This is a genomic window from Pseudomonas sp. TH32 (assembly GCF_016650855.1).
GTDB lineage: Bacteria > Pseudomonadota > Gammaproteobacteria > Pseudomonadales > Pseudomonadaceae > Aquipseudomonas.
Genome location: NZ_JAEKFA010000002.1, coordinates 1,225,491 through 1,242,629 on the forward strand (window position 1 = coordinate 1,225,491; position 17,139 = coordinate 1,242,629).

General features: G+C 64.2%; 15 protein-coding genes and 3 pseudogenes. 12 read left to right on the top strand and 6 right to left on the bottom strand.

The window, feature by feature from the left end; genetic code table 11:
* Positions 1 to 25: 25 nt before the first annotated feature.
* From ddpX to JFV30_RS09370, 3 genes are all read right to left on the bottom strand, one after another.
* Complete coding sequence (gene ddpX / locus JFV30_RS09360; protein ID WP_201123247.1) at positions 26 to 568, bottom strand: D-alanyl-D-alanine dipeptidase; 543 nt, start codon at positions 566 to 568, stop codon at positions 26 to 28.
* A 21-nt stretch (positions 569 to 589) separates the two neighbouring features.
* Positions 590 to 1,444: a MurR/RpiR family transcriptional regulator gene (locus tag JFV30_RS09365; protein ID WP_201123249.1), complete on the bottom strand. Its 855-nt coding sequence runs from the start codon at positions 1,442 to 1,444 to the stop codon at positions 590 to 592.
* Positions 1,445 to 1,579: 135 nt separating this feature from the next.
* Positions 1,580 to 1,891 carry a hypothetical protein gene (locus JFV30_RS09370; RefSeq protein ID WP_010173486.1) on the bottom strand — a complete coding sequence of 104 codons (312 nt, stop codon included), beginning with the start codon at positions 1,889 to 1,891 and terminating at the stop codon, positions 1,580 to 1,582.
* 162 nt (positions 1,892 to 2,053) lie between these two features.
* Between JFV30_RS09370 and JFV30_RS09375 the strand changes: the two genes are divergently transcribed.
* From JFV30_RS09375 to JFV30_RS09385, 3 genes and pseudogenes are all read left to right on the top strand, one after another.
* Positions 2,054 to 2,728, top strand: coding sequence for a secretin and TonB N-terminal domain-containing protein (locus JFV30_RS09375; protein ID WP_201123252.1), 675 nt, complete (start codon positions 2,054 to 2,056; stop codon positions 2,726 to 2,728).
* A complete protein-coding gene (locus tag JFV30_RS09380; RefSeq protein ID WP_010173483.1) occupies positions 2,725 to 3,270 on the top strand; it encodes an RNA polymerase sigma factor in 546 nt (181 codons plus the stop codon). Before JFV30_RS09375 ends, JFV30_RS09380 begins: the two co-directional genes overlap by 4 nt.
* Before the next feature lie 38 nt (positions 3,271 to 3,308).
* Positions 3,309 to 4,234: pseudogene (locus tag JFV30_RS09385) on the top strand (FecR family protein).
* Between the two features lie 837 nt (positions 4,235 to 5,071).
* Here the strand turns inward: JFV30_RS09385 and JFV30_RS09390 are convergent.
* Both JFV30_RS09390 and gspH read right to left on the bottom strand, forming a co-directional pair.
* A complete protein-coding gene (locus JFV30_RS09390; RefSeq protein ID WP_201123253.1) occupies positions 5,072 to 5,668 on the bottom strand; it encodes a type II secretion system protein GspJ in 597 nt (198 codons plus the stop codon).
* The gene (gene gspH, locus JFV30_RS09395; protein ID WP_201123256.1) at positions 5,661 to 6,113 is read right to left on the bottom strand and encodes a type II secretion system minor pseudopilin GspH; all 453 of its coding nucleotides are present in this window, start codon (positions 6,111 to 6,113) and stop codon (positions 5,661 to 5,663) included. Before gspH ends, JFV30_RS09390 begins: the two co-directional genes overlap by 8 nt.
* An 85-nt stretch (positions 6,114 to 6,198) precedes the next feature.
* Between gspH and JFV30_RS09400 the strand changes: the two genes are divergently transcribed.
* Positions 6,199 to 6,630 carry a type II secretion system protein N gene (locus JFV30_RS09400; RefSeq protein WP_010173463.1) on the top strand — a complete coding sequence of 144 codons (432 nt, stop codon included), beginning with the start codon at positions 6,199 to 6,201 and terminating at the stop codon, positions 6,628 to 6,630.
* Here JFV30_RS09400 and gspI read toward each other — a convergent pair.
* Positions 6,617 to 7,015 carry a type II secretion system minor pseudopilin GspI gene (gspI, locus tag JFV30_RS09405; RefSeq protein ID WP_010173461.1) on the bottom strand — a complete coding sequence of 133 codons (399 nt, stop codon included), beginning with the start codon at positions 7,013 to 7,015 and terminating at the stop codon, positions 6,617 to 6,619. The genes JFV30_RS09400 and gspI overlap by 14 nt on opposite strands.
* Positions 7,016 to 7,163: 148 nt before the next feature.
* Between gspI and gspG the strand changes: the two genes are divergently transcribed.
* From gspG to JFV30_RS09445, 8 genes and pseudogenes are all read left to right on the top strand, one after another.
* Entirely contained in the window at positions 7,164 to 7,601 is a 438-nt protein-coding gene (gene gspG, locus JFV30_RS09410) for a type II secretion system major pseudopilin GspG (protein ID WP_201123258.1), read from the top strand.
* Between the two features lie 8 nt (positions 7,602 to 7,609).
* Positions 7,610 to 8,557: a type II secretion system minor pseudopilin GspK gene (gspK, locus tag JFV30_RS09415; protein ID WP_201123260.1), complete on the top strand. Its 948-nt coding sequence runs from the start codon at positions 7,610 to 7,612 to the stop codon at positions 8,555 to 8,557.
* A complete protein-coding gene (gene gspL / locus JFV30_RS09420) occupies positions 8,554 to 9,666 on the top strand; it encodes a type II secretion system protein GspL (protein WP_201123261.1) in 1,113 nt (370 codons plus the stop codon). Before gspK ends, gspL begins: the two co-directional genes overlap by 4 nt.
* Positions 9,659 to 10,183 carry a type II secretion system protein GspM gene (gene gspM, locus JFV30_RS09425; RefSeq protein WP_201123263.1) on the top strand — a complete coding sequence of 175 codons (525 nt, stop codon included), beginning with the start codon at positions 9,659 to 9,661 and terminating at the stop codon, positions 10,181 to 10,183. Before gspL ends, gspM begins: the two co-directional genes overlap by 8 nt.
* Positions 10,180 to 12,488, top strand: a pseudogene (gene gspD / locus JFV30_RS09430) (type II secretion system secretin GspD). Before gspM ends, gspD begins: the two are co-directional and overlap by 4 nt.
* 351 nt (positions 12,489 to 12,839) lie before the next feature.
* Complete coding sequence (gene gspE, locus JFV30_RS09435; RefSeq protein WP_201123265.1) at positions 12,840 to 14,258, top strand: type II secretion system ATPase GspE; 1,419 nt, start codon at positions 12,840 to 12,842, stop codon at positions 14,256 to 14,258.
* A pseudogene (gspF, locus tag JFV30_RS09440) lies at positions 14,258 to 15,468 on the top strand (type II secretion system inner membrane protein GspF). The gene gspE and the pseudogene gspF overlap by 1 nt, the downstream one beginning before the upstream one ends.
* A gap of 390 nt (positions 15,469 to 15,858) precedes the next feature.
* Positions 15,859 to 17,082, top strand: coding sequence for a substrate-binding domain-containing protein (locus JFV30_RS09445; protein WP_201123267.1), 1,224 nt, complete (start codon positions 15,859 to 15,861; stop codon positions 17,080 to 17,082).
* Positions 17,083 to 17,139: the final 57 nt, after the last annotated feature.

Here is a 17,139-nt window from a genome sequence, read left to right on the forward strand (position 1 = left end):
TATTGTGATGGTACGTTCCCTGGGGTCAGTGCGACTCCTCAATTAATGGGAAAAGTTCGGCATCCGGCAATTCGTAATGCCACCACTCGGTAGCAATCGCCTTGAAGCCGGCACCGAGCATGATCCCCAACAGCAGCAGGCGATTGCGCTGCACCTGTGGGGGCAGGTCGGGGTAGAACTGGTGGGACTTGGGTTCCATGGCATCGAATGCCGTGCCCATGTCCAGCGGGCTACCGTGTTCATCAAGCAGCGTCAGGTCGACGGCCACGCCACGGGTGTGGTGCGAACCCAGGCGCGGGTCGCGCACGTAGTCCGGGTTGGGCAGGGCTTGCCACAGCAGTTGCTGGGCGTAGGCGGGGCGATAGGCGTCGTAGATCAGCAAGGTCATGCCGGCCTGGCGTGCCAGTTGGCTGGCCTTGCGCAGGCAGGCGGCCGCTTCGGTGTGCAGCAGGCAACGGGCGTTGCGGTAGATCACGGTGCCTGCCAGGTTGTCGGCACTGGCGTAGATCAGGTCGACCTGTACCGGGTACTCCGGTGGGGCGATTTCTACCAATGGGCTGGTATTCACTCAAGCATTTCCTTTCAAGGGTCAGGATTCGAACTGGCCGAAGGCCTGTTGCAGGGCGCGGTTTTTTGCCAGGCGGGCATCCAGGCGCTCGCCGTATCGGTCGGCGACGGCAGACACCATCAGGTTGAACAGGCACGTCAGCGGCGCCATGGAGTCCCAGAACTGGCCGACGTCGGTTTTCAGTTGCAGCAGGTCCAGGTCGTAGTCCCGGGCCCAGGGGCATTGCAAGTCGGTGATCAGCGCCAGGGGCAGGCCATGGGCATTCGCGGTCTCGCAGAACGTGGGCGTGATGCTGGAATAGGCGCGAAAATCGGCGGTAATGGCGTAGGGTTTTTCAAAGCCGGAGTTCAGGGTCTCGGCGTAGATCCCCGACAGGCCGTCGACGTAATAGACCTTGGGCCGAATGTATTCCAAGTGGCTGTGGAACGCATTGAGGATGCCCCGGGTGGACTGGATACCGAGGATGAACACCGCGTCGGCGTCCACGATGTGCTGCACGATGTCGGCAAACGCCTGGCTGCGGGCCAGGCCGTAGACGTGCTGGATGGCCTCGATCTCGCGGTTGAGCGAGCGGTCGAGGGCATCTTCCTGGTCGTTCTCCTGGCGAAAGGCGCCGAGGCGGTCGGTGATCAGCCAGGACGCTTGCGGGTCGCCACGCAGGCCTTGTTTCACATCATCGAGGTTGCGATAGCCCAGGGTGCGCAGAAAACGGCCCACCGAAATCCCGGTGGTGCCGGCTTGCTGGGCGATGCTGTCGGCGGTTTCGAACGGTAGTTGCTGCAGGTTGCCCAGCAGGTAGGTAGCGATGCGCTTGCCGGTGGGGGTCAGCGTCGGGAACTGCTGTTCCAGCGTGCGCTGGAAGCTGTTTTTATCCATGACACTCTCGCGGCTACCGGTCATTGATGTTACTCGAATGTCGTGTTTTTAATTTCTGTTAGAAACATAACATCGGCTGTCGCGATAACACAATGGCTTTTTTTCGAGTGGGTACACAGGGGGGACAAGCGGCGATCAAGGCCGCTGGGGTTTCACCGAAGTACCAAAGGTATTGCCCATGCGCACGCTGGTCGCCGCCGGTGTGGAAAGCCCGATCTGGTTCGGCTTGCGCTTTTCGATGGGCACTTGTTGCGCCTCCTGGTTCTTCTGCGTCGCCTTGGCGGCGTCCGGGTTGTTGCCCATCTGCTGGCTCAGGCAGCCGTAGTCCGGCGCCTTGTAGCCATCCACATTGACCTCGGCGCAGCCACCGGGCTTGCCTTCGGCGTGGGCCGCCAACGGCAGGGCTGCACACAGCAACAGGCTGGCGAGGGTTGGGAACAGGTTCATCGGTGCCTCCTGGCGGGCCCTGGGAAATGGGCCGGTATGGCGCAAAAGTGTAGTGCAGCGGGCTGCCCGTCACCGTGATGTTTTTTTTGCTGGCACCGTAACATCAGGTTCATAAACTGGCCTCAGGATGACGGTTTTGTAGGCTATGTCGGACGTGTTGCGATGCTGAGCAGGAGCGCTTGGAGGCACGCGGGCTGCTGCCTGGCCCTGCTATGGGGGCTGGTGTCGAGCGTGCGGGCCGACGTGATCCTGGACCTGCCTGCGCAGACGCTGGACAGCGCCCTCCAAGCGTTCAGCCATGCCACCGGCATGGCGGTGCTGGTGGATCGCGAACTGACCCGGGGCCGGCGTTCCATCGGCGTGCATGGCCGCTACAGCGCGCAGCAAGCCCTGAGCCTGCTGCTGACAGGGAGTGGCTTGATGGCGCGATATGCCCGCAGTGATGCGTTCACCCTGCAAGTCCCCGAGGTCAGCCAGCCGGCAGCGACCCGAGGACGGAAGGCGGCGAACGCGGCTCGGATCAACAACAGCTACGCCACGGCCTTGCAGCAGGCGATCGAGCGCAGTTTGTGCCGGTCGCCGCTGACCCGTCCCGGCAGTTTCCGGGCGCTGGTGCAGGTGTGGGTCAACGGTGACGGGGTGATCGAACACAGCCGCCTGGTCAGCTCCACCGGTGACCTGCAGCGTGACGAAGCGCTGGTCCTGGGCCTCGGTTCCACCCGGGTCGAACGGCCGGCGCCGAGTTCACTGCGCTTGCCGGTGACCTTACTTTTGATGCCCGACTCAACAGGAACACGCATGGAATGCACAGCAGGGGAAGGAGTTTCCGGGGCATGAAAGACACCGGCCACAGCACGATGGTCAGCCTGTTCCTGGCGTCCTACGAGGACTTCAAGGTACGCCTGCGCAAGCGCCTCGGATCAGAAGACCTGGCCAACGACGTGCTGCACGAAACCTACCTGCGGGTCGACCGCATGGACGTGCCGCCGAACCTGGCGCAACCCAATGCGTACCTGTACCGCATGGCCTTGAACATCGCCGCCGACCGTCGCCAGGCAGATGCCCGGCTGCTGACCGGCAGCGAAGTCGAAGAACTGTTGCAGACGGTGGATGAAGCCCAGGACCCGTCGCGGGTGGTGGGCGGCCAGCGCGAAATCCAGTCCCTGCTCAAAGCCCTCTACGAACTGCCGGCGCGGCGGCGCCAGATCCTCATCGCCGCGCGCCTGGAAGAGGCGCCGCACCTGGAAATCTCCAAGCGTTTCGGGATTTCCACGCGCATGGTTGAAAAGGAAATCAAGGCCGGGTTGGGGCATTGCGCACAGCGCCTTGAAAGAAAAGTGATCCAGCGGTTCGGTCCCGGGGCCGGAAAACCGTCTTAGTGATTGAGTCCCTGAAAAATCCGTGAGTACCTGCGCGCTTGAACATTTTTAACCTCTCCACTGCCCGGGATACGCCAGACAGCCCCCTGCACAACGAAGCGCGTGACTGGCTGGTGCTGCTGACCTCGGGTCGGGCCACCGTCGCCGATGCGAAGGCCTTGCGCCTGTGGTGCGCCCAGAGCCCGGAACATGCCCGGGCGTTCGAGCAGGCCAAGGTGGTGTGGCAGCACTTGGCACCGGCCGCCGAGCAGTTTTCCCGCTCACGGCATTTTGGGCGCCGCGCGTTTTTGGGCGGCGCGATTGCGGCGTCGGCGGCGGTGTTTATGGTGCGGTTTACCGTGCCGGGTGGGTTTGCCGGGTTGACGGCGGATTACCGCACGGAGGTCGGTGAGCAGCGGCGGGTGGAGTTGAATGACGGTGTTCGGCTGGAGCTCAATACCCAGACGCGGATCAGTCGGCGTGATGACGGGATTGAGTTGTTGGAGGGGAGGTTGAGGTGCTGGCCAATGTGGCGATGCCGCTTCGGGTTCAGGCGGGTGGTGGGTGGTTGAGTACGGCGCAGGCGCGGTTCAATGTGCGTAATACGGATCACAGTGTGTGTGTGACGTGCATTGACGGCGCGGTGGCGGTGGCGGTGGGTGGGCGTACGGTTCGGCTTGAAAGCGGGCGGCAGGTGACGTATGACGCTGGCGGTGTGGGTGAGCCGGTAGCGGTGGATGCGCAGGCGGTGGTGGCCTGGCGGGAGCAGGTGTTGGTGTTTGATAACGCGACCCTGGCGACGGTGGTGGATGAGATTAATCGCTATCGGCCGGGGATGTTGTTGTTGATGAATGCTGAGCTGGGCAAGCGGCGGGTGCAGGCGCGGTTTAGTTTGCATCAACTGGCGGGGGTGGCGTTGTTGATTCGCGATGCTTATGGGGCCAAGTGTACGGAGTTGCCTGGCGGTGTCGTTTTGTTGAGTTAGATGGGTGTGCATATCCGTTATTTGGGTAACGGCTGCCTATGGTTTCGCTCTTACAGCGACTCACTTTGGAAAAGCCCCAAAGTAAGCAAAGGGCTCTGCCCCGCCTGTCGGCACCTCGCCTAGGCTCGGTGTTCCCTCACTCCGGCGATGCTCCGCGGGCCGCCGCGATGGGCCATCCTTGGCCCAGCGCGGCTAAACCGGCGTCCTGCCGGTTTACCCGCTCCGCACCACCTGCGTTCGGCCTCGGGCTTATTGGGGCAGTCAGAGCCAGATCAAGATCAAAAGCAAGAGCACAGCGGCCTACAGGCCGGCTTGAGTGGTAGAAGCCAGATCAAAAGCCAGAGCGAAAGCAGAGCTGCTTTTCTGTAGGAGCCGGCTTGCCGGCGATGGCATCACCTCGGTGTGCCTGATGTACCGAGTTGTCTGCATCGCAGGCAAGCCAGCTCCCACATTTGACCGTGCCCGCTGTAGATTTTGATCTTGATGTTGCCTTTGCTTCACACCACTCAAGCCGGCCTGTAGGCCGCTGTGTTCTTGATCTGCTTTTGATCTTGATCTTAGGCGCCCCGTTAAACCACGCTGGCCGAACGCAGGTAGTACGGAGCGGGTAAACCGGCAGGACGCCGGTTTAGCCGCGACGGGGCAGGGACGCCCCGTCGCGGCGGCCCGCGCAGTAGTACCGGAGAGAGGGCACACCGAGCCCAAGCGAGGTGCCGAGTGGTGGGGCAAGAGCCTTTTGGTTACTTTTGGGCTCCTTTCAAAAGTGACCCGCTGTAAGAGCGGAACCCATCGAAGCCATCACCCAAATAACGGATATGTACACCACCCAGAAAAGCCCTACCGCAAGGGCCCCAAAACCTGCCGATACCGCTCCACCCCCTGGCCCGTCTCCCGCACCAAAACCACCTCGATCCCCTGCGGATCCTCCTGCCGATTCCCGCTCAATTGCCGCCACCCCTTATCCCAAACGCGGACCTGCAAATCCCTGACCTGCCCAAGCACCGCCACCGCATCCCGGGGCGCAGGCAGCGGATACCGATCCCGCGCCGGTGCCGCCGCCCGGTACAGCGTGTCGCCCTTGAGCCACCACCGCACCCGCTGCAACCCGTCCCCGGGAATCGGAGCACTGCGGATCACCTCCAGCCGAAACCCCTTGCTGTCCGAACTCCTCACCGATACCGCCGCCAACGCCCCAGGCCTGGGCGCCTCGTCGAAAATCGGCGGCCCCAACTCAACCCCCGCGCGCAAGCTCACATCCAGCTGCATCTGGTTCAACGCCCGTAACAGCCCCTCAACCTGCTCGCTGCTGGCCTGCAAATGCTGATCAGCCCGGGTCACGCTGTCCAGCCCGCGCCAGGCAATCACGCTGACCACCGCCATCAACATGATCGCCACCATCACCTCGATCAGCGTAAAACCCTTTTGATCATTCATGCGCCACCACCCGCAACAACCCTGCCGCATCCCGTTGCACACTCAGGCTGTGCTGCCCATCCGACAGCACCACCCGTACCGGCGGGCTCACCCATTCGGCATCCAGCACCAGGGTTTTCCCCGGCTCGATGCGCACCTGCATCGGCGTGTTGTCCCAGGCCCGTGGACGCAGTTGCTGATCACCGCTGAAGTTCTCCAGTCCCAGACCGTCATCCGTAACGCGGCTGAAGCGAAACCCCTTGGCATCGGCCTTCCAGGTAATCGCCCGACCATCGGCACGTGCCTCGGCCTGGGCCACCTGCAGCAGTTGGCTCAACCGTTCAGCATCCTTGCGCAGCAGGTGCAGCGGGTCCGGCTTGATGCTCAGGCTGATGGCCGCACTGGCGATGCCGATGATCACCAGCACCACCATCAGCTCGATCAACGTGAAGCCCTGCTGTTTCATTTTTTGCTCCCTGACGGACCGCTGAAATAAAAAGGTGTGAATTGCCCTGTAGCCTGAAGCAACGGACAAACAGGAGGTCCCGCCCATGGCATTCACCCATCGTTTTTCACCCGCCCACGGCGTGCAGGCTGTGGCGTTGCTGGCAGCGCTGGCGGGGGTGGCGACCTGGACGCCGCTGCTGCTCACCTCGGCCGAGTCGCACACCCCGCAGGCCGCGCCCCAGGCGTTGGCTGCCCGCAGCGACAACCCGGCGCTGCAATGGTTTTCCAATACCCCGGCGGTCATGCAGATCAAGGTCTCCGGTGTGCTTGCCGGGGCGCGTGGCGCGGTGGCGATCCTCAGCCTCAACGACGGCCCGCCCCGCAGCTTTCTGTTGGGGGAACGCTTAAGCCCCGGCGTGCGCCTGACGGCCATTGAAGGCGACAGCGTGGAGATCGAACGTGGCGCCGAGAAAATCCGCGTGCCCCTCGACAAGTTGCCCGACGGCCCGGCCTTGCCCAGCCTCACTCGGCAGTGACCGCGCGCTTCACGGGCGGGCGCCCCAGCACCGTCTCCAGGCGTGCCAGGGGCGGCGCTTCACGGGTGGCGTCCAGCACGTGCACGCTGACCTGGAACAGGCGCCCATCCGGCCCGTTGCTGATGGTCTGTTCGCAACGCAGTTTCAGCCGGCCCTGGTCGCAGTCGAACGTCTTGCGCCCCGGGCTCAACCGACCTTCCAGGCGCAGTTCCGCCAGGCGACTCTGGGCCGCCAGCAACGCCATGGATTTGTCCCGCAGCAGGCCGTTGCTGGTGGTCATCAGCCCGGCCACGCGCACCGCCGCGGCCATGGCCACGGCGATGATCGCCAGGGCCACCAACACTTCAATCAGGGTGAAACCTTGCTCGTTGCGGGGGCCGCCCATGGCGTACTCAAAACCGGGAAACAAGCCCGCAGACTAGCCCCGGGAGTTGACCGATTGGCGACCAAAGCTCCCGAGGATTTTCAACGTGACTGACATGTGTTCTTGCAACACTGCGCCACGAAATGCACTCAAGCCAAGGAATGTCGAGATGGATATCGCACACTTCACGTCCCCGCGCAGGCAGCGTGGTTTCACCCTGATCGAGATCATGGTGGTCGTGGTGATTCTGGGGATTCTGGCGGCGCTGGTGGTGCCCAAAGTGCTGGACCGCCCGGACCAGGCACGGGCCACGGCGGCCAAACAGGACATTGGCGGGCTGATGCAGGCCCTGAAGCTCTACCGCCTCGACCATGGCTCGTACCCCAACATGAACCAGGGCCTGAAGGTGCTGGTGGAGCGCCCGGCCGATGCGAAAAACAGCAACTGGCGCGCCTACCTCGAACGCCTGCCCAACGACCCATGGGGCAACCCGTATCACTACCTCAACCCGGGGGCCAACGGCGAGGTGGATGTGTTCTCCCTCGGCGCCGACGGGAAACCGGATGGCGACGGCGTGAACGCCGATATCGGCTCCTGGCAGCTGTAAGGCCGGCGATGAACAGTCATTCGCCCTCCGTGGCGAAGCAGCGCGGCATGGCCATTATCAGTGCCTTGCTGATCGCGGCCGTGGTCGCGGTGATTGCCGGCGCCATGCTCACACGCCAGACCGTATTTACCCGCAGCCTGGAAGCCGAACAACTCCGCATCCAGGGCCAATGGCTGTTGAACGGCGGCCTGGAAACCAGCCGCCAGATCCTTTGGGACGCGCGCCGCCAGGACGTCTTGACCCGGCTCGATCAACAATGGGCACGGCCCTTCGGCGGTGCGTTCGAAGGACGGATTGAAGACGAGCAGGGCAAGTTCAACCTGCGCAATCTGGTGACCCAGCAACAGCCGGACGCCGTGCAATTGCAGCGCTTCGAGCGCCTGTGCCAATTGATCGGCATCGACCCGGCCGTGAGCCGGCGCATCAGCCGACGCGTGATCGACTCCTACGACCAGCGCGTGGGCACGGCCTCATTCACCGGGGGCTTCAACAGCAGCCGCGACACCTCGCCCGGTGCCGCAGTGCCCTTGATTCCGGCCAAATACCCGATGTTGCGCAGCCTCACCGACCTCAGCGGGATTGAAGGCCTCGACCCGCGTCAGTTGCGGCGCATGGCGAGCTACGTCAGCGTGCTGCCCGGCAACACCTGGGTCAACGGCAATACCGCCAGCGCCGAGGTGCTCAGTGCTGTGGTGCCGGGGCTCAGCCTGTCGCAGGCCCAGGCACTGGTCGCCGAGCGCGACGGCGGGCGCTGGTTTATCAATCGCGGGGATTTCGTCAACCGGTTGCGCATGCCCCAGGTGGCGGTGGACACGGTGCAGGTGGGGATTACCAGTGAGTGGTTCCGCGTGCAGGGCCAGGCGCGCCGTGAGCAGCGTCGGGTCACCCTGGAGGCGTTGCTGTATCGCCCCGAAGACCGTCAGCCCCAGGTGATCTGGGCGCGGGTGGGCGTATGAAACGTCTGCGCATTGCGTTGCCGCCGCTGGATGAACTCACTGCCGAGAGCCCGGTGCAGTTCGCCTGGCTGGACCGCGCCGGGCAGGTCAGCCAGCAAGGGCAGGGCAGCCTGATGCAATGGGCGAATGCCCAGGCGGAGTTTTTCCTGCATCCGCGGGACAGCCTGCTGACCAGCCTGGAGCTGCCGCAATTGGCCTCGGCCAAGATCGACGATGCCGTGACCTGTGCTGCGCAGGCGCTGATCCTCGGCCCGGTGGAGTTGATGCATGTGGCTCACGGTCCACGGGAAAGCAATGGCCTGGTGCAGGTTGGCTGGTTGCCCAAAAGCAGCCTTGAATACTTGGGCCGGGTAACGACCCCGTTGAAAATCAAAGTGCGCGGCCTGTACCCGGCGCCCTACGCGTTGCCGGTCGGCGGGCAACCGAGTGCAGCCTTCAGCGAGGGTTATTTGTTGCTGCGCCACAGCGTGCAACAGGGCGCCGTGCATCCCCTGGGACAGCAGGCGCTGGATGACCTGCTTGCCACCGGCGTCGAGGTGCAGCAAGTGGCGGGCGACGCCCGCTGGAGCGGCGCGCTGCCGGGCTGGGGGTTGCACGGTCGGCTTCAGCCAGCGGCAACCGGTGGCTGGGGCCGGGCGCTGGCCTGTACGGCGCTGGCGGTGGTGATCTGGACCCTGGGTCTGAACCTCTACGCCGCCCGCCAGGTCGACGAAGGCCAGCGCCTCAAGGCGCTGATGAGTCAACAGGTACGCCAGGCGTTCCCCGAGCTGCCGGTGATTCTCAACCCGCTGCAACAAGCCCGTCAGCAACTGGCCGCCCGCCAGAGTGGTGCGGCGGCCGAGCCCGGCCAGCGCTTCACCGGCTTGCTGGCACTGGCGGGCAGCAGCCTGCCGTCTTTGGCGGGCAGCGTCGACAGCCTGACCTACGCCCAAGGCCGTCTCCAGGTGAGCCTGCAGCCCGACGCCCGCAGCCCGGCGCTGGCGGCTGACGCGCAAGCGCTGCTGGCCCAGGCCGGTTTCAGCGCCAGCCGCGACGACCAGGGTTGGACCCTCGGCCCGCTCACCGAGCAGGTCGAAACCGATGCGGACGAAGAGGCCGAAGATGAATAAGCGCTGGCAGCTGCTGCGCCGCCAGGCCGAGGTGTTCTGGCGCGGCCTGGCCCTGCGGGAAAAACGCATGCTGATGGGCGCCGGGTTGGTGCTGGCCGGTTTGCTGATCGGGGTGCTGTTGATTCAGCCACCGCTGAAGAAGATCGATTACTGGCAGGCCGAAACCCCAAAACTGCGCAGCCAGGCCGAGGCGTTGCAGGTGCTGCTGCAAGGTGTCGCCACTGCCCCGAGCAGCGGTGACCTGGAAACCGCCTTGCACCAGTCCCTCGACAACGCCGGGCTACAGGGCCGCTATCAATTGCAGCCGCAGGAAACCGGGAGCTGGCGCCTGACCTTTGAGGACGCTCCGGCGGATGCCGTGGTCGACTGGCTGCTGGCCAACCCCCGGCCCTTTTCCCTGGAAGTCTCCGAGGCCCGCCTGCAACGCGCAGGCGAGGCCACCCCTTCACACTCGGCCGGCACCTTGTCCGGGACCGTTCGCATGGATCAGGCGCCTGGCGCTAAGGAAGCTTCATGAAGTGGTCATTGCCCAATGCTGCGCCTTTTCGCAAGGTCGCCCCTTTGCTCCTGTTGGCGCTGGGCGCGTGCAGCAACCCTCAATCCTCCAAACCGCTGTTGGTGGACAGCGAACTCGGCCAGCCCCTGGCCGACACCCGGCGCAGCGGCGACACCGCACTGGACCGCCAGCGCGAACCGCTGCCGCCACCACGGGTGCAGCACCCGGTGAGCAACAGCGCCCGCAGCCACGCCGCTGCACCGACCAAGGCGCGCAACCCGCTGGGTGACCAACCGGTGCAACTGAACTTCGTCGACGCCGATATCCAGGCCGTGGTGCGCGCCTTGTCCCGTGCCACCGGCCAGCAGTTTCTGGTAGACCCGCGGGTGAAAGGCAACCTGACCCTGGTCAGTGAAGGCCAGGTACCGGCGCACCAGGCCTACGACATGCTGCTGGCAGCACTGCGCATGCAGGGCTTCAGCGTGGTGGATGTGGGCGGGGTGGCCCAGGTGGTGCCGGAGGCGGATGCCAAGCTGTTGGGCGGGCCGATCTACAGTGGCGCCAACCCGGGCGGGCAGGGCATGCAGACCCGCACCTTCCGCCTGCAATACGAAAACGCCGTGAACCTGATCCCGGTGCTGCGTCCGATCGTGTCGCCGAACAATCCGATCAACGCCTACCCCGGCAACAACAGCATCGTGATCACCGACTACGCGGAAAACCTCGCGCGGGTGGCGCAGATCATCGACGGCATCGACACCCCGAGCGCTATCGACACCGACGTGGTGAAAGTGCAGAACGGCATCGCCGTGGACATCGCCGCCATGGTCTCGGAACTCCTCGAAACCCAGGGCGCCGACCAGACCCAGAAAATCAACGTGATCGGTGACCCGCGCTCCAATTCCATCATCATTCGCGCCGGCAGCCCGGAGCGCACCGAGCTGGCGCGCAACCTGATCTACAAGCTGGACAACGCCCAGAGCAACCCGAGCAACATGCACGTGGTGTACCTGCGCAACGCCCAGGCCGGCAAACTGGCGCAGTCGCTGCGGGGCCTGCTGACCGGCGAGAGCGACACCGGCAGTAGTGACAATGCGCGCGGCAAACTCAGCAGCATGGGCGGCAACACCCAGACCGGCCAGGGCAGCACCCAGAACAGCAGCGGCACCCCCACCGGCAGCGGCACTGCCCAGCCCAGCGGTTATGGCCAGGACGCCAGCGCTACCGGTACTTCCTCCGCCAGCGACCAGAACACCGCGTTCAGCGCCGGTGGCGTGACGATCCAGGCGGACGCCACCACCAACACCTTGCTGATCTCGGCGCCGGACCCGCTGTATCGCAACCTGCGGGAGGTGATCGACATGCTCGACCAGCGTCGCGCCCAGGTGGTGATCGAGAGCCTGATCGTCGAGGTTGGCGAGGACGATGCCAGCGAGTTTGGTGTGCAGTGGCAGGCCGGGAACCTGGGCGGGAAGGGTGGCTTTGGCGGGGTCAACCTGGGGGGCAGCGGGTTGAATGCCGCGCCCACCAGCAAGACCAGCATTGACGTGCTGCCCAAGGGTTTGAACATCGGGCTGGTGGACGGCACAGTGGATATCCCGGGGATTGGCAAGGTGCTGGACCTCAAGGTGCTGGCCCGGGCGTTGAAGAGCAAGGGCGGGACCAATGTGCTGTCGACACCGAACCTGCTGACCCTGGACAACGAGGCGGCGAGCATTTTTGTGGGGCAGACGATTCCGTTTGTCACCGGTAGTTATGTGACGGGTGGCGGGGGCACCAGCAACAACCCGTTCCAGACGGTGCAGCGCGAGGAGGTGGGGTTGAAGCTGAACGTGCGGCCGCAGATTTCCGAGGGGGGACGGTGAAGCTGGATATCTACCAGGAGGTCAGCAGTGTCGACACGCGCGCCTCGGTGGATGCAGGGACGGTGACGAACAAGCGTGCGATTGATACGAGTATTTTGCTGGATGACGGGCAGATCATGGTGCTCGGCGGGTTGTTGCAGGATGGCTATAGCCAGAGCAATGACGCGGTGCCGTGGTTGTCGGATATCCCGGGGTTGGGGGCGTTGTTCAGGAATGAAAAGCGCAGTGTGACGAAGACGAATTTGATGGTGTTTTTGAGGCCCTACATTATTCGCGACAGTGGGGCGGGGCGCAGTATTACGCTGAATCGCTATGAGTTTATGCGCAGGGCTCAGGGTGGGTTGCAGCCGGAGCACAGCTGGGCGATGCCGGATGTGCAGGCGCCGCAGTTGCCTTCGGTGGATAAGGCGATTCCCGAGGCGCAGGGGGTTAGGGCGGTGATTCGGGCGGTGCCGCGGTGATGCTTTTTGGGGGCGGGATGGTGTACATATCCGTTTCTTCGGTAACGGCTGCTTAGGGTTCCGCTCTTACAGCGGGTCACTTTGGAAAAGCCCCAAAGTAACCAAAGGGCTCTGCCCCGCCTGTCGGCACCTCGCTAAGGCTCGGCGTTCCCTCACTCCGGCATTGCTCCGCGGGCCGCCGCGGAGTAATGCCGGAGTGCGGGCACACCGAGCCTAGGCGAGGTGCCGAGTGGTGGGGCAAGAGCGTTTTGCTTACTTTTGCGCTGTTCAAAAGTGAGCCGCTGTAAGAGCGGAACCCTAAGTAGCCATAACCGAAGGAATGGATATGTACACCAACCACCGGACACAGCCATGAGCCTACTCCCCTACGCCTGGGCCAAATCCCAGCGCATCCTCCTCCACCCGGGAACCCAGGGCCCGACGCTGACCATCTGCCCCTCAACCCCGGGCTGGTCCATCAGCGAAGTCCATCGCCAGTTCGGCCAGACCCAGCTCGTGCAGGTGCGCGACGACGAACTCGACGGCCTCCTCGCCACCGCCTATGCCGACACCGGCAGCGCCGCCGCCGTCGTGGGCGCCGCCGAAAACGAGGTGGACCTCGACCGCCTCATGCAAGACATCCCCGAAATCACCGACCTGCTCGACACCCAGGACGGCGCCCCGGTGATCCGCATGATCAACGCCTTGCTCACCCAGGCCGCCCGCGACGAAGCCAGTGACATCCATATCGAACCCTACGAAACCCACTCCGTGGTGCGCTACCGCGTCGACGGCACCCTGCGTGACGTGGTGTCCCCGCGCAAGGCCCTGCACGGCGCGCTGGTCTCGCGCATCAAGATCATGGCCCAACTCGACATCGCCGAAAAACGCCTGCCCCAGGACGGTCGCATCGCCCTGCGCGTGGCCGGTCGCCCCATCGACATTCGCGTGTCCACCGTGCCCACCGGCCACGGCGAACGCGTGGTGATGCGCCTGCTGGACAAACAAGCCGGGCGCCTGCAGCTGGAAACCCTCGGCATGGACCCCGCCGTGCTCGGCAAACTCGACAGCCTGATCCGCCAGCCCCACGGCATCGTGCTGGTCACCGGCCCCACCGGCAGTGGCAAAACCACCAGTCTCTACGCCGCCCTGGCAAGGCTGGACGCGAGCACCAGCAATATCCTCACCGTCGAAGACCCGGTGGAATACGACCTGCCGGGCATCAGCCAGATCCAGGTCAACGCCAAGATCGACATGACCTTCGCCCTGGCCCTGCGGGCGATCCTGCGCCAGGACCCGGACATCATCATGATCGGCGAAATCCGCGGCCTGGAGACCGCACAAATTGCCGTGCAAGCCTCGCTCACCGGCCACCTGGTGCTCGCCACCTTGCACACCAACGATGCCGTTTCAGCGGTCAACCGCCTGATCGACATGGGCGTCGAACCGTTTCTGCTGGCGTCCTCTTTGCTCGGCGTATTGGCCCAGCGCCTGGTGCGCCGTCTGTGCCCGCACTGCAAGCAGGAAGACCCGGCAGCGCCCGGCACCTGGCGGCCGGTCGGGTGTGCGCAGTGCAACCAGATCGGCTACAGCGGCCGTACCGGCATTCATGAATTGTTCTGTATCGACGACGAGCTGCGCAGCCTGATTCACCAGGGCGCCGGCGAGCAGGACTTGAGAGCCGCCGCCCGCCGGGCCGGCATGTTCAGCATGCGCGAAGACGGCGAGCGCTGGGTGCGCAGCGGCGCCACCGCCCCCGAAGAAATCCTGCGCGTAACACGGGACGCCTGATGAACCGATACCGCTACGAAGCCGCCGACGCCACCGGCAAGCTGGAGTCCGGGCACCTTGAGGCAGACAGCCAGAGCGGCGCCTTTGCCCACCTGCGCAGCCGTGGCCTCACGGCCTTGCGGGTGCAGGTCGAGAACAACACCCCGCCAGCCGGCGGTAGCAGTCTGTTCAGCGCCAAGCTCTCGGACAACGACCTGGCGTGGGCCACGCGGCAGCTGGCGAGCCTGCTGGGTGCGAGCCTGCCACTGGAGGCGGCGTTGAGCGCCACGGTGGAGCAAGCCGAGAAAAACACATCGCCCAGACCCTGAGCGCGGTGCGTGCCGACGTGCGCAGCGGCATGCGCCTGGCCGATGCATTGGCCGCGCGGCCGCGGGATTTTCCGTCGATCTACCGGGCGCTGATCGCGGCGGGGGAGGAGTCCGGCGACCTGGCCCAGATCATGGAGCGCCTGGCCGATTACATCGAGGAACGCAACAACCTGCGGGGCAAGATTCTCACCGCGTTTATCTACCCGGGCGTGGTGGGGCTGGTGTCCATCGGCATCGTGATTTTCCTGCTGAGCTATGTGGTGCCCCAGGTGGTCAGTGCGTTTTCCCAGGCCCGTCAGGACCTGCCGGGGCTGACCCTGGCGATGCTCAATGCCAGTGACTTTATCCGCGCCTGGGGCTGGTTGTGTTTTGCCGGGATCGTGGGCGGTTTCTGGGGCTGGCGCCTGTACCTGCGCAACCCCGTGGCACGGTTGGGCTGGCACAGTCGCGTGCTGCGTTTGCCGCTGATCGGGCGCTTTGTGCTGGGGCTCAACACTGCGCGTTTTGCCTCGACCCTGGCGATTCTCGGCGGCGCCGGTGTGCCGTTGTTGCGTGCCCTGGAAGCGGCGCGCCAGACCCTGTCCAACGACCGCCTGAGCCAGTGCGTCACCGACGCAACCGCCAAGGTGCGCGAGGGCGTCAACCTGGCCCCGGCGCTGGCGGTGGAAAAGGTCTTCCCGCCGGTGCTGATCCACCTGATCGCCAGCGGCGAAAAGACCGGCTCGCTGCCGCCGATGCTGGAGCGTGCGGCGCAAACCCTGTCGCGGGACATCGAGCGTCGGGCGATGGGCATGACCGCCTTGCTAGAACCTTTGATGATCGTGGTGATGGGCGCCGTGGTGCTGGTCATCGTCATGGCGGTGCTGCTGCCGATCATCGAAATCAACCAGTTGGTGACCTGACTGCTGACGAAGCCCGCTCCCACATTTGAACTGCGTTTCTTCAACACTATTTTCGAGTGCCCGACACGCGGGTCCCAACCTCGGGTTCCTCATTCTGTCATCTGACCAACCCCACCACTCGGCCCGTAACGCCTCCAGCCCGGTGCTCGAAACCCGCGCTGAAACCTCGCTGTCACCTCACCCCCAAACCGTTCAAAAGTGTGACCAAAACACCCGAGAATCTTTTTAAAAATCAAGCCGTTCCTCCCGAGGTTTTTTCCTTTGACTGTCATCGGATGCTGCGAGATTTCATACCCATGGCCTCACCCTGGTGACCCCGGAACACAGCCCGGGACCGAAGCCATAGCGTCATCTACCCCAACGTACAAACACGACGAAAGGAGCTTCTTCATGTTTAAGCGCAACGTTCTCGCGGTATCCATGACCCTCGCTGCACTGTGCTCGGCCCAGGCTGCAATGGCTGACGTCAACGGCGGCGGCGCCACCCTGCCACAACCGCTGTACCAGACTGCCGGCGTATTGACTGCCGGTTTCGCCCCGTACATCGGCGTGGGCAGCGGCAACGGCAAGGCTGCTTTCCTGAACAACGACTACAGCAAGCTGGACGCCACCGTCACCGGCAAGAACGTGCACTGGGCAGGCAGCGATTCCAAGCTGTCTTCTACCGAGCTGAGCAACTACGTGTCTGCCCATGGCTCTGCCTGGGGCCCGCTGATCCAAGTGCCTTCGGTGGCCACTTCGGTTGCCATTCCGTTCAACAAGGCCGGTGTGGCGGGTAAAACCGTCAACCTCAGTGTCAACGATCTGTGCGGTGTATTCTCGGGTCGTCTGACTACCTGGGACCTGATCCCGGACTCCGGCCGTACCGGCCCGATCACCGTGATCTATCGCAAAGAAAACAGCGGCACCACCGAGCTGTTCACGCGCTTCCTGAACGCCAAGTGCAGCCCGGCCCTGGAAGGCGGCACCTTTGCCGTGACTCAGGCCTTCGGCAGCAGCTTCTCCGGCGGCTTGCCGGCCGGCGCACTTAACCCATTGCAACAAGCCAACCCGGCCGGTGGTTTCTACGCCGACACCAGCGCTGGCGTAATGAGCACGCTGAACGCTGCTGACGGCCGCATCACTTACATGAGCCCGGATTACGCGGCCGCTACCCTGGCCGGTCTGGATGACGCCACCAAGGTGGCAACCGTCGCCGGTGTTTCGCCTGCTCCAGGCAACGTGTCGGCGGCCATCGGCGCGGTGGCTGTACCTGCCATCGCCAACCGTACCCTGCCCAACAACTGGGTCCCAGTGTTTGCGGCTACCACCAGCGCTACCGACCCAAGCGTCGTCGCCTACCCAAGCACCGGTTACCCAATCCTGGGCTTCACCAACGTGGTGTTCAGCCAGTGCTACGCCAACGCTGACCAGACCTCCCAGGTCCGCACGTTCTTCACCCGTCATTACAACACCAACGCGTTCAGCAGCAACGATACGGCTATCCGCAACAACCGCTTCGTGCCACTGCCAACCACCTGGAAAACCGCAATCAACGACACCTTCCTCAGCGCTGGCAGCGACCTGAGCATCGGCAAGTCGAACATCTGCAACGGTATTGGTCGTCCGCTGTAACCCAAGCGTTCCACGACCCCGCAACACCGATCAGCAACGGCCTGTGCCGTTGCTGAT

Coding starts and splice junctions, on each gene's coding strand:
- JFV30_RS09365 (WP_201123249.1), bottom strand. CDS start 1,444: ATGGATAAAAACAGCTTCCAGCGCACGCTGGAACAGCAGTTCCCGACG.
- JFV30_RS09370 (WP_010173486.1), bottom strand. CDS start 1,891: ATGAACCTGTTCCCAACCCTCGCCAGCCTGTTGCTGTGTGCAGCCCTG.
- JFV30_RS09375 (WP_201123252.1), top strand. CDS start 2,054: ATGCTGAGCAGGAGCGCTTGGAGGCACGCGGGCTGCTGCCTGGCCCTG.
- JFV30_RS09380 (WP_010173483.1), top strand. CDS start 2,725: ATGAAAGACACCGGCCACAGCACGATGGTCAGCCTGTTCCTGGCGTCC.
- JFV30_RS09390 (WP_201123253.1), bottom strand. CDS start 5,668: ATGAATGATCAAAAGGGTTTTACGCTGATCGAGGTGATGGTGGCGATC.
- gspH (WP_201123256.1), bottom strand. CDS start 6,113: ATGAAACAGCAGGGCTTCACGTTGATCGAGCTGATGGTGGTGCTGGTG.
- JFV30_RS09400 (WP_010173463.1), top strand. CDS start 6,199: ATGGCATTCACCCATCGTTTTTCACCCGCCCACGGCGTGCAGGCTGTG.
- gspI (WP_010173461.1), bottom strand. CDS start 7,015: ATGGGCGGCCCCCGCAACGAGCAAGGTTTCACCCTGATTGAAGTGTTG.
- gspG (WP_201123258.1), top strand. CDS start 7,164: ATGGATATCGCACACTTCACGTCCCCGCGCAGGCAGCGTGGTTTCACC.
- gspK (WP_201123260.1), top strand. CDS start 7,610: ATGAACAGTCATTCGCCCTCCGTGGCGAAGCAGCGCGGCATGGCCATT.
- gspL (WP_201123261.1), top strand. CDS start 8,554: ATGAAACGTCTGCGCATTGCGTTGCCGCCGCTGGATGAACTCACTGCC.
- gspM (WP_201123263.1), top strand. CDS start 9,659: ATGAATAAGCGCTGGCAGCTGCTGCGCCGCCAGGCCGAGGTGTTCTGG.
- gspE (WP_201123265.1), top strand. CDS start 12,840: ATGAGCCTACTCCCCTACGCCTGGGCCAAATCCCAGCGCATCCTCCTC.
- JFV30_RS09445 (WP_201123267.1), top strand. CDS start 15,859: ATGTTTAAGCGCAACGTTCTCGCGGTATCCATGACCCTCGCTGCACTG.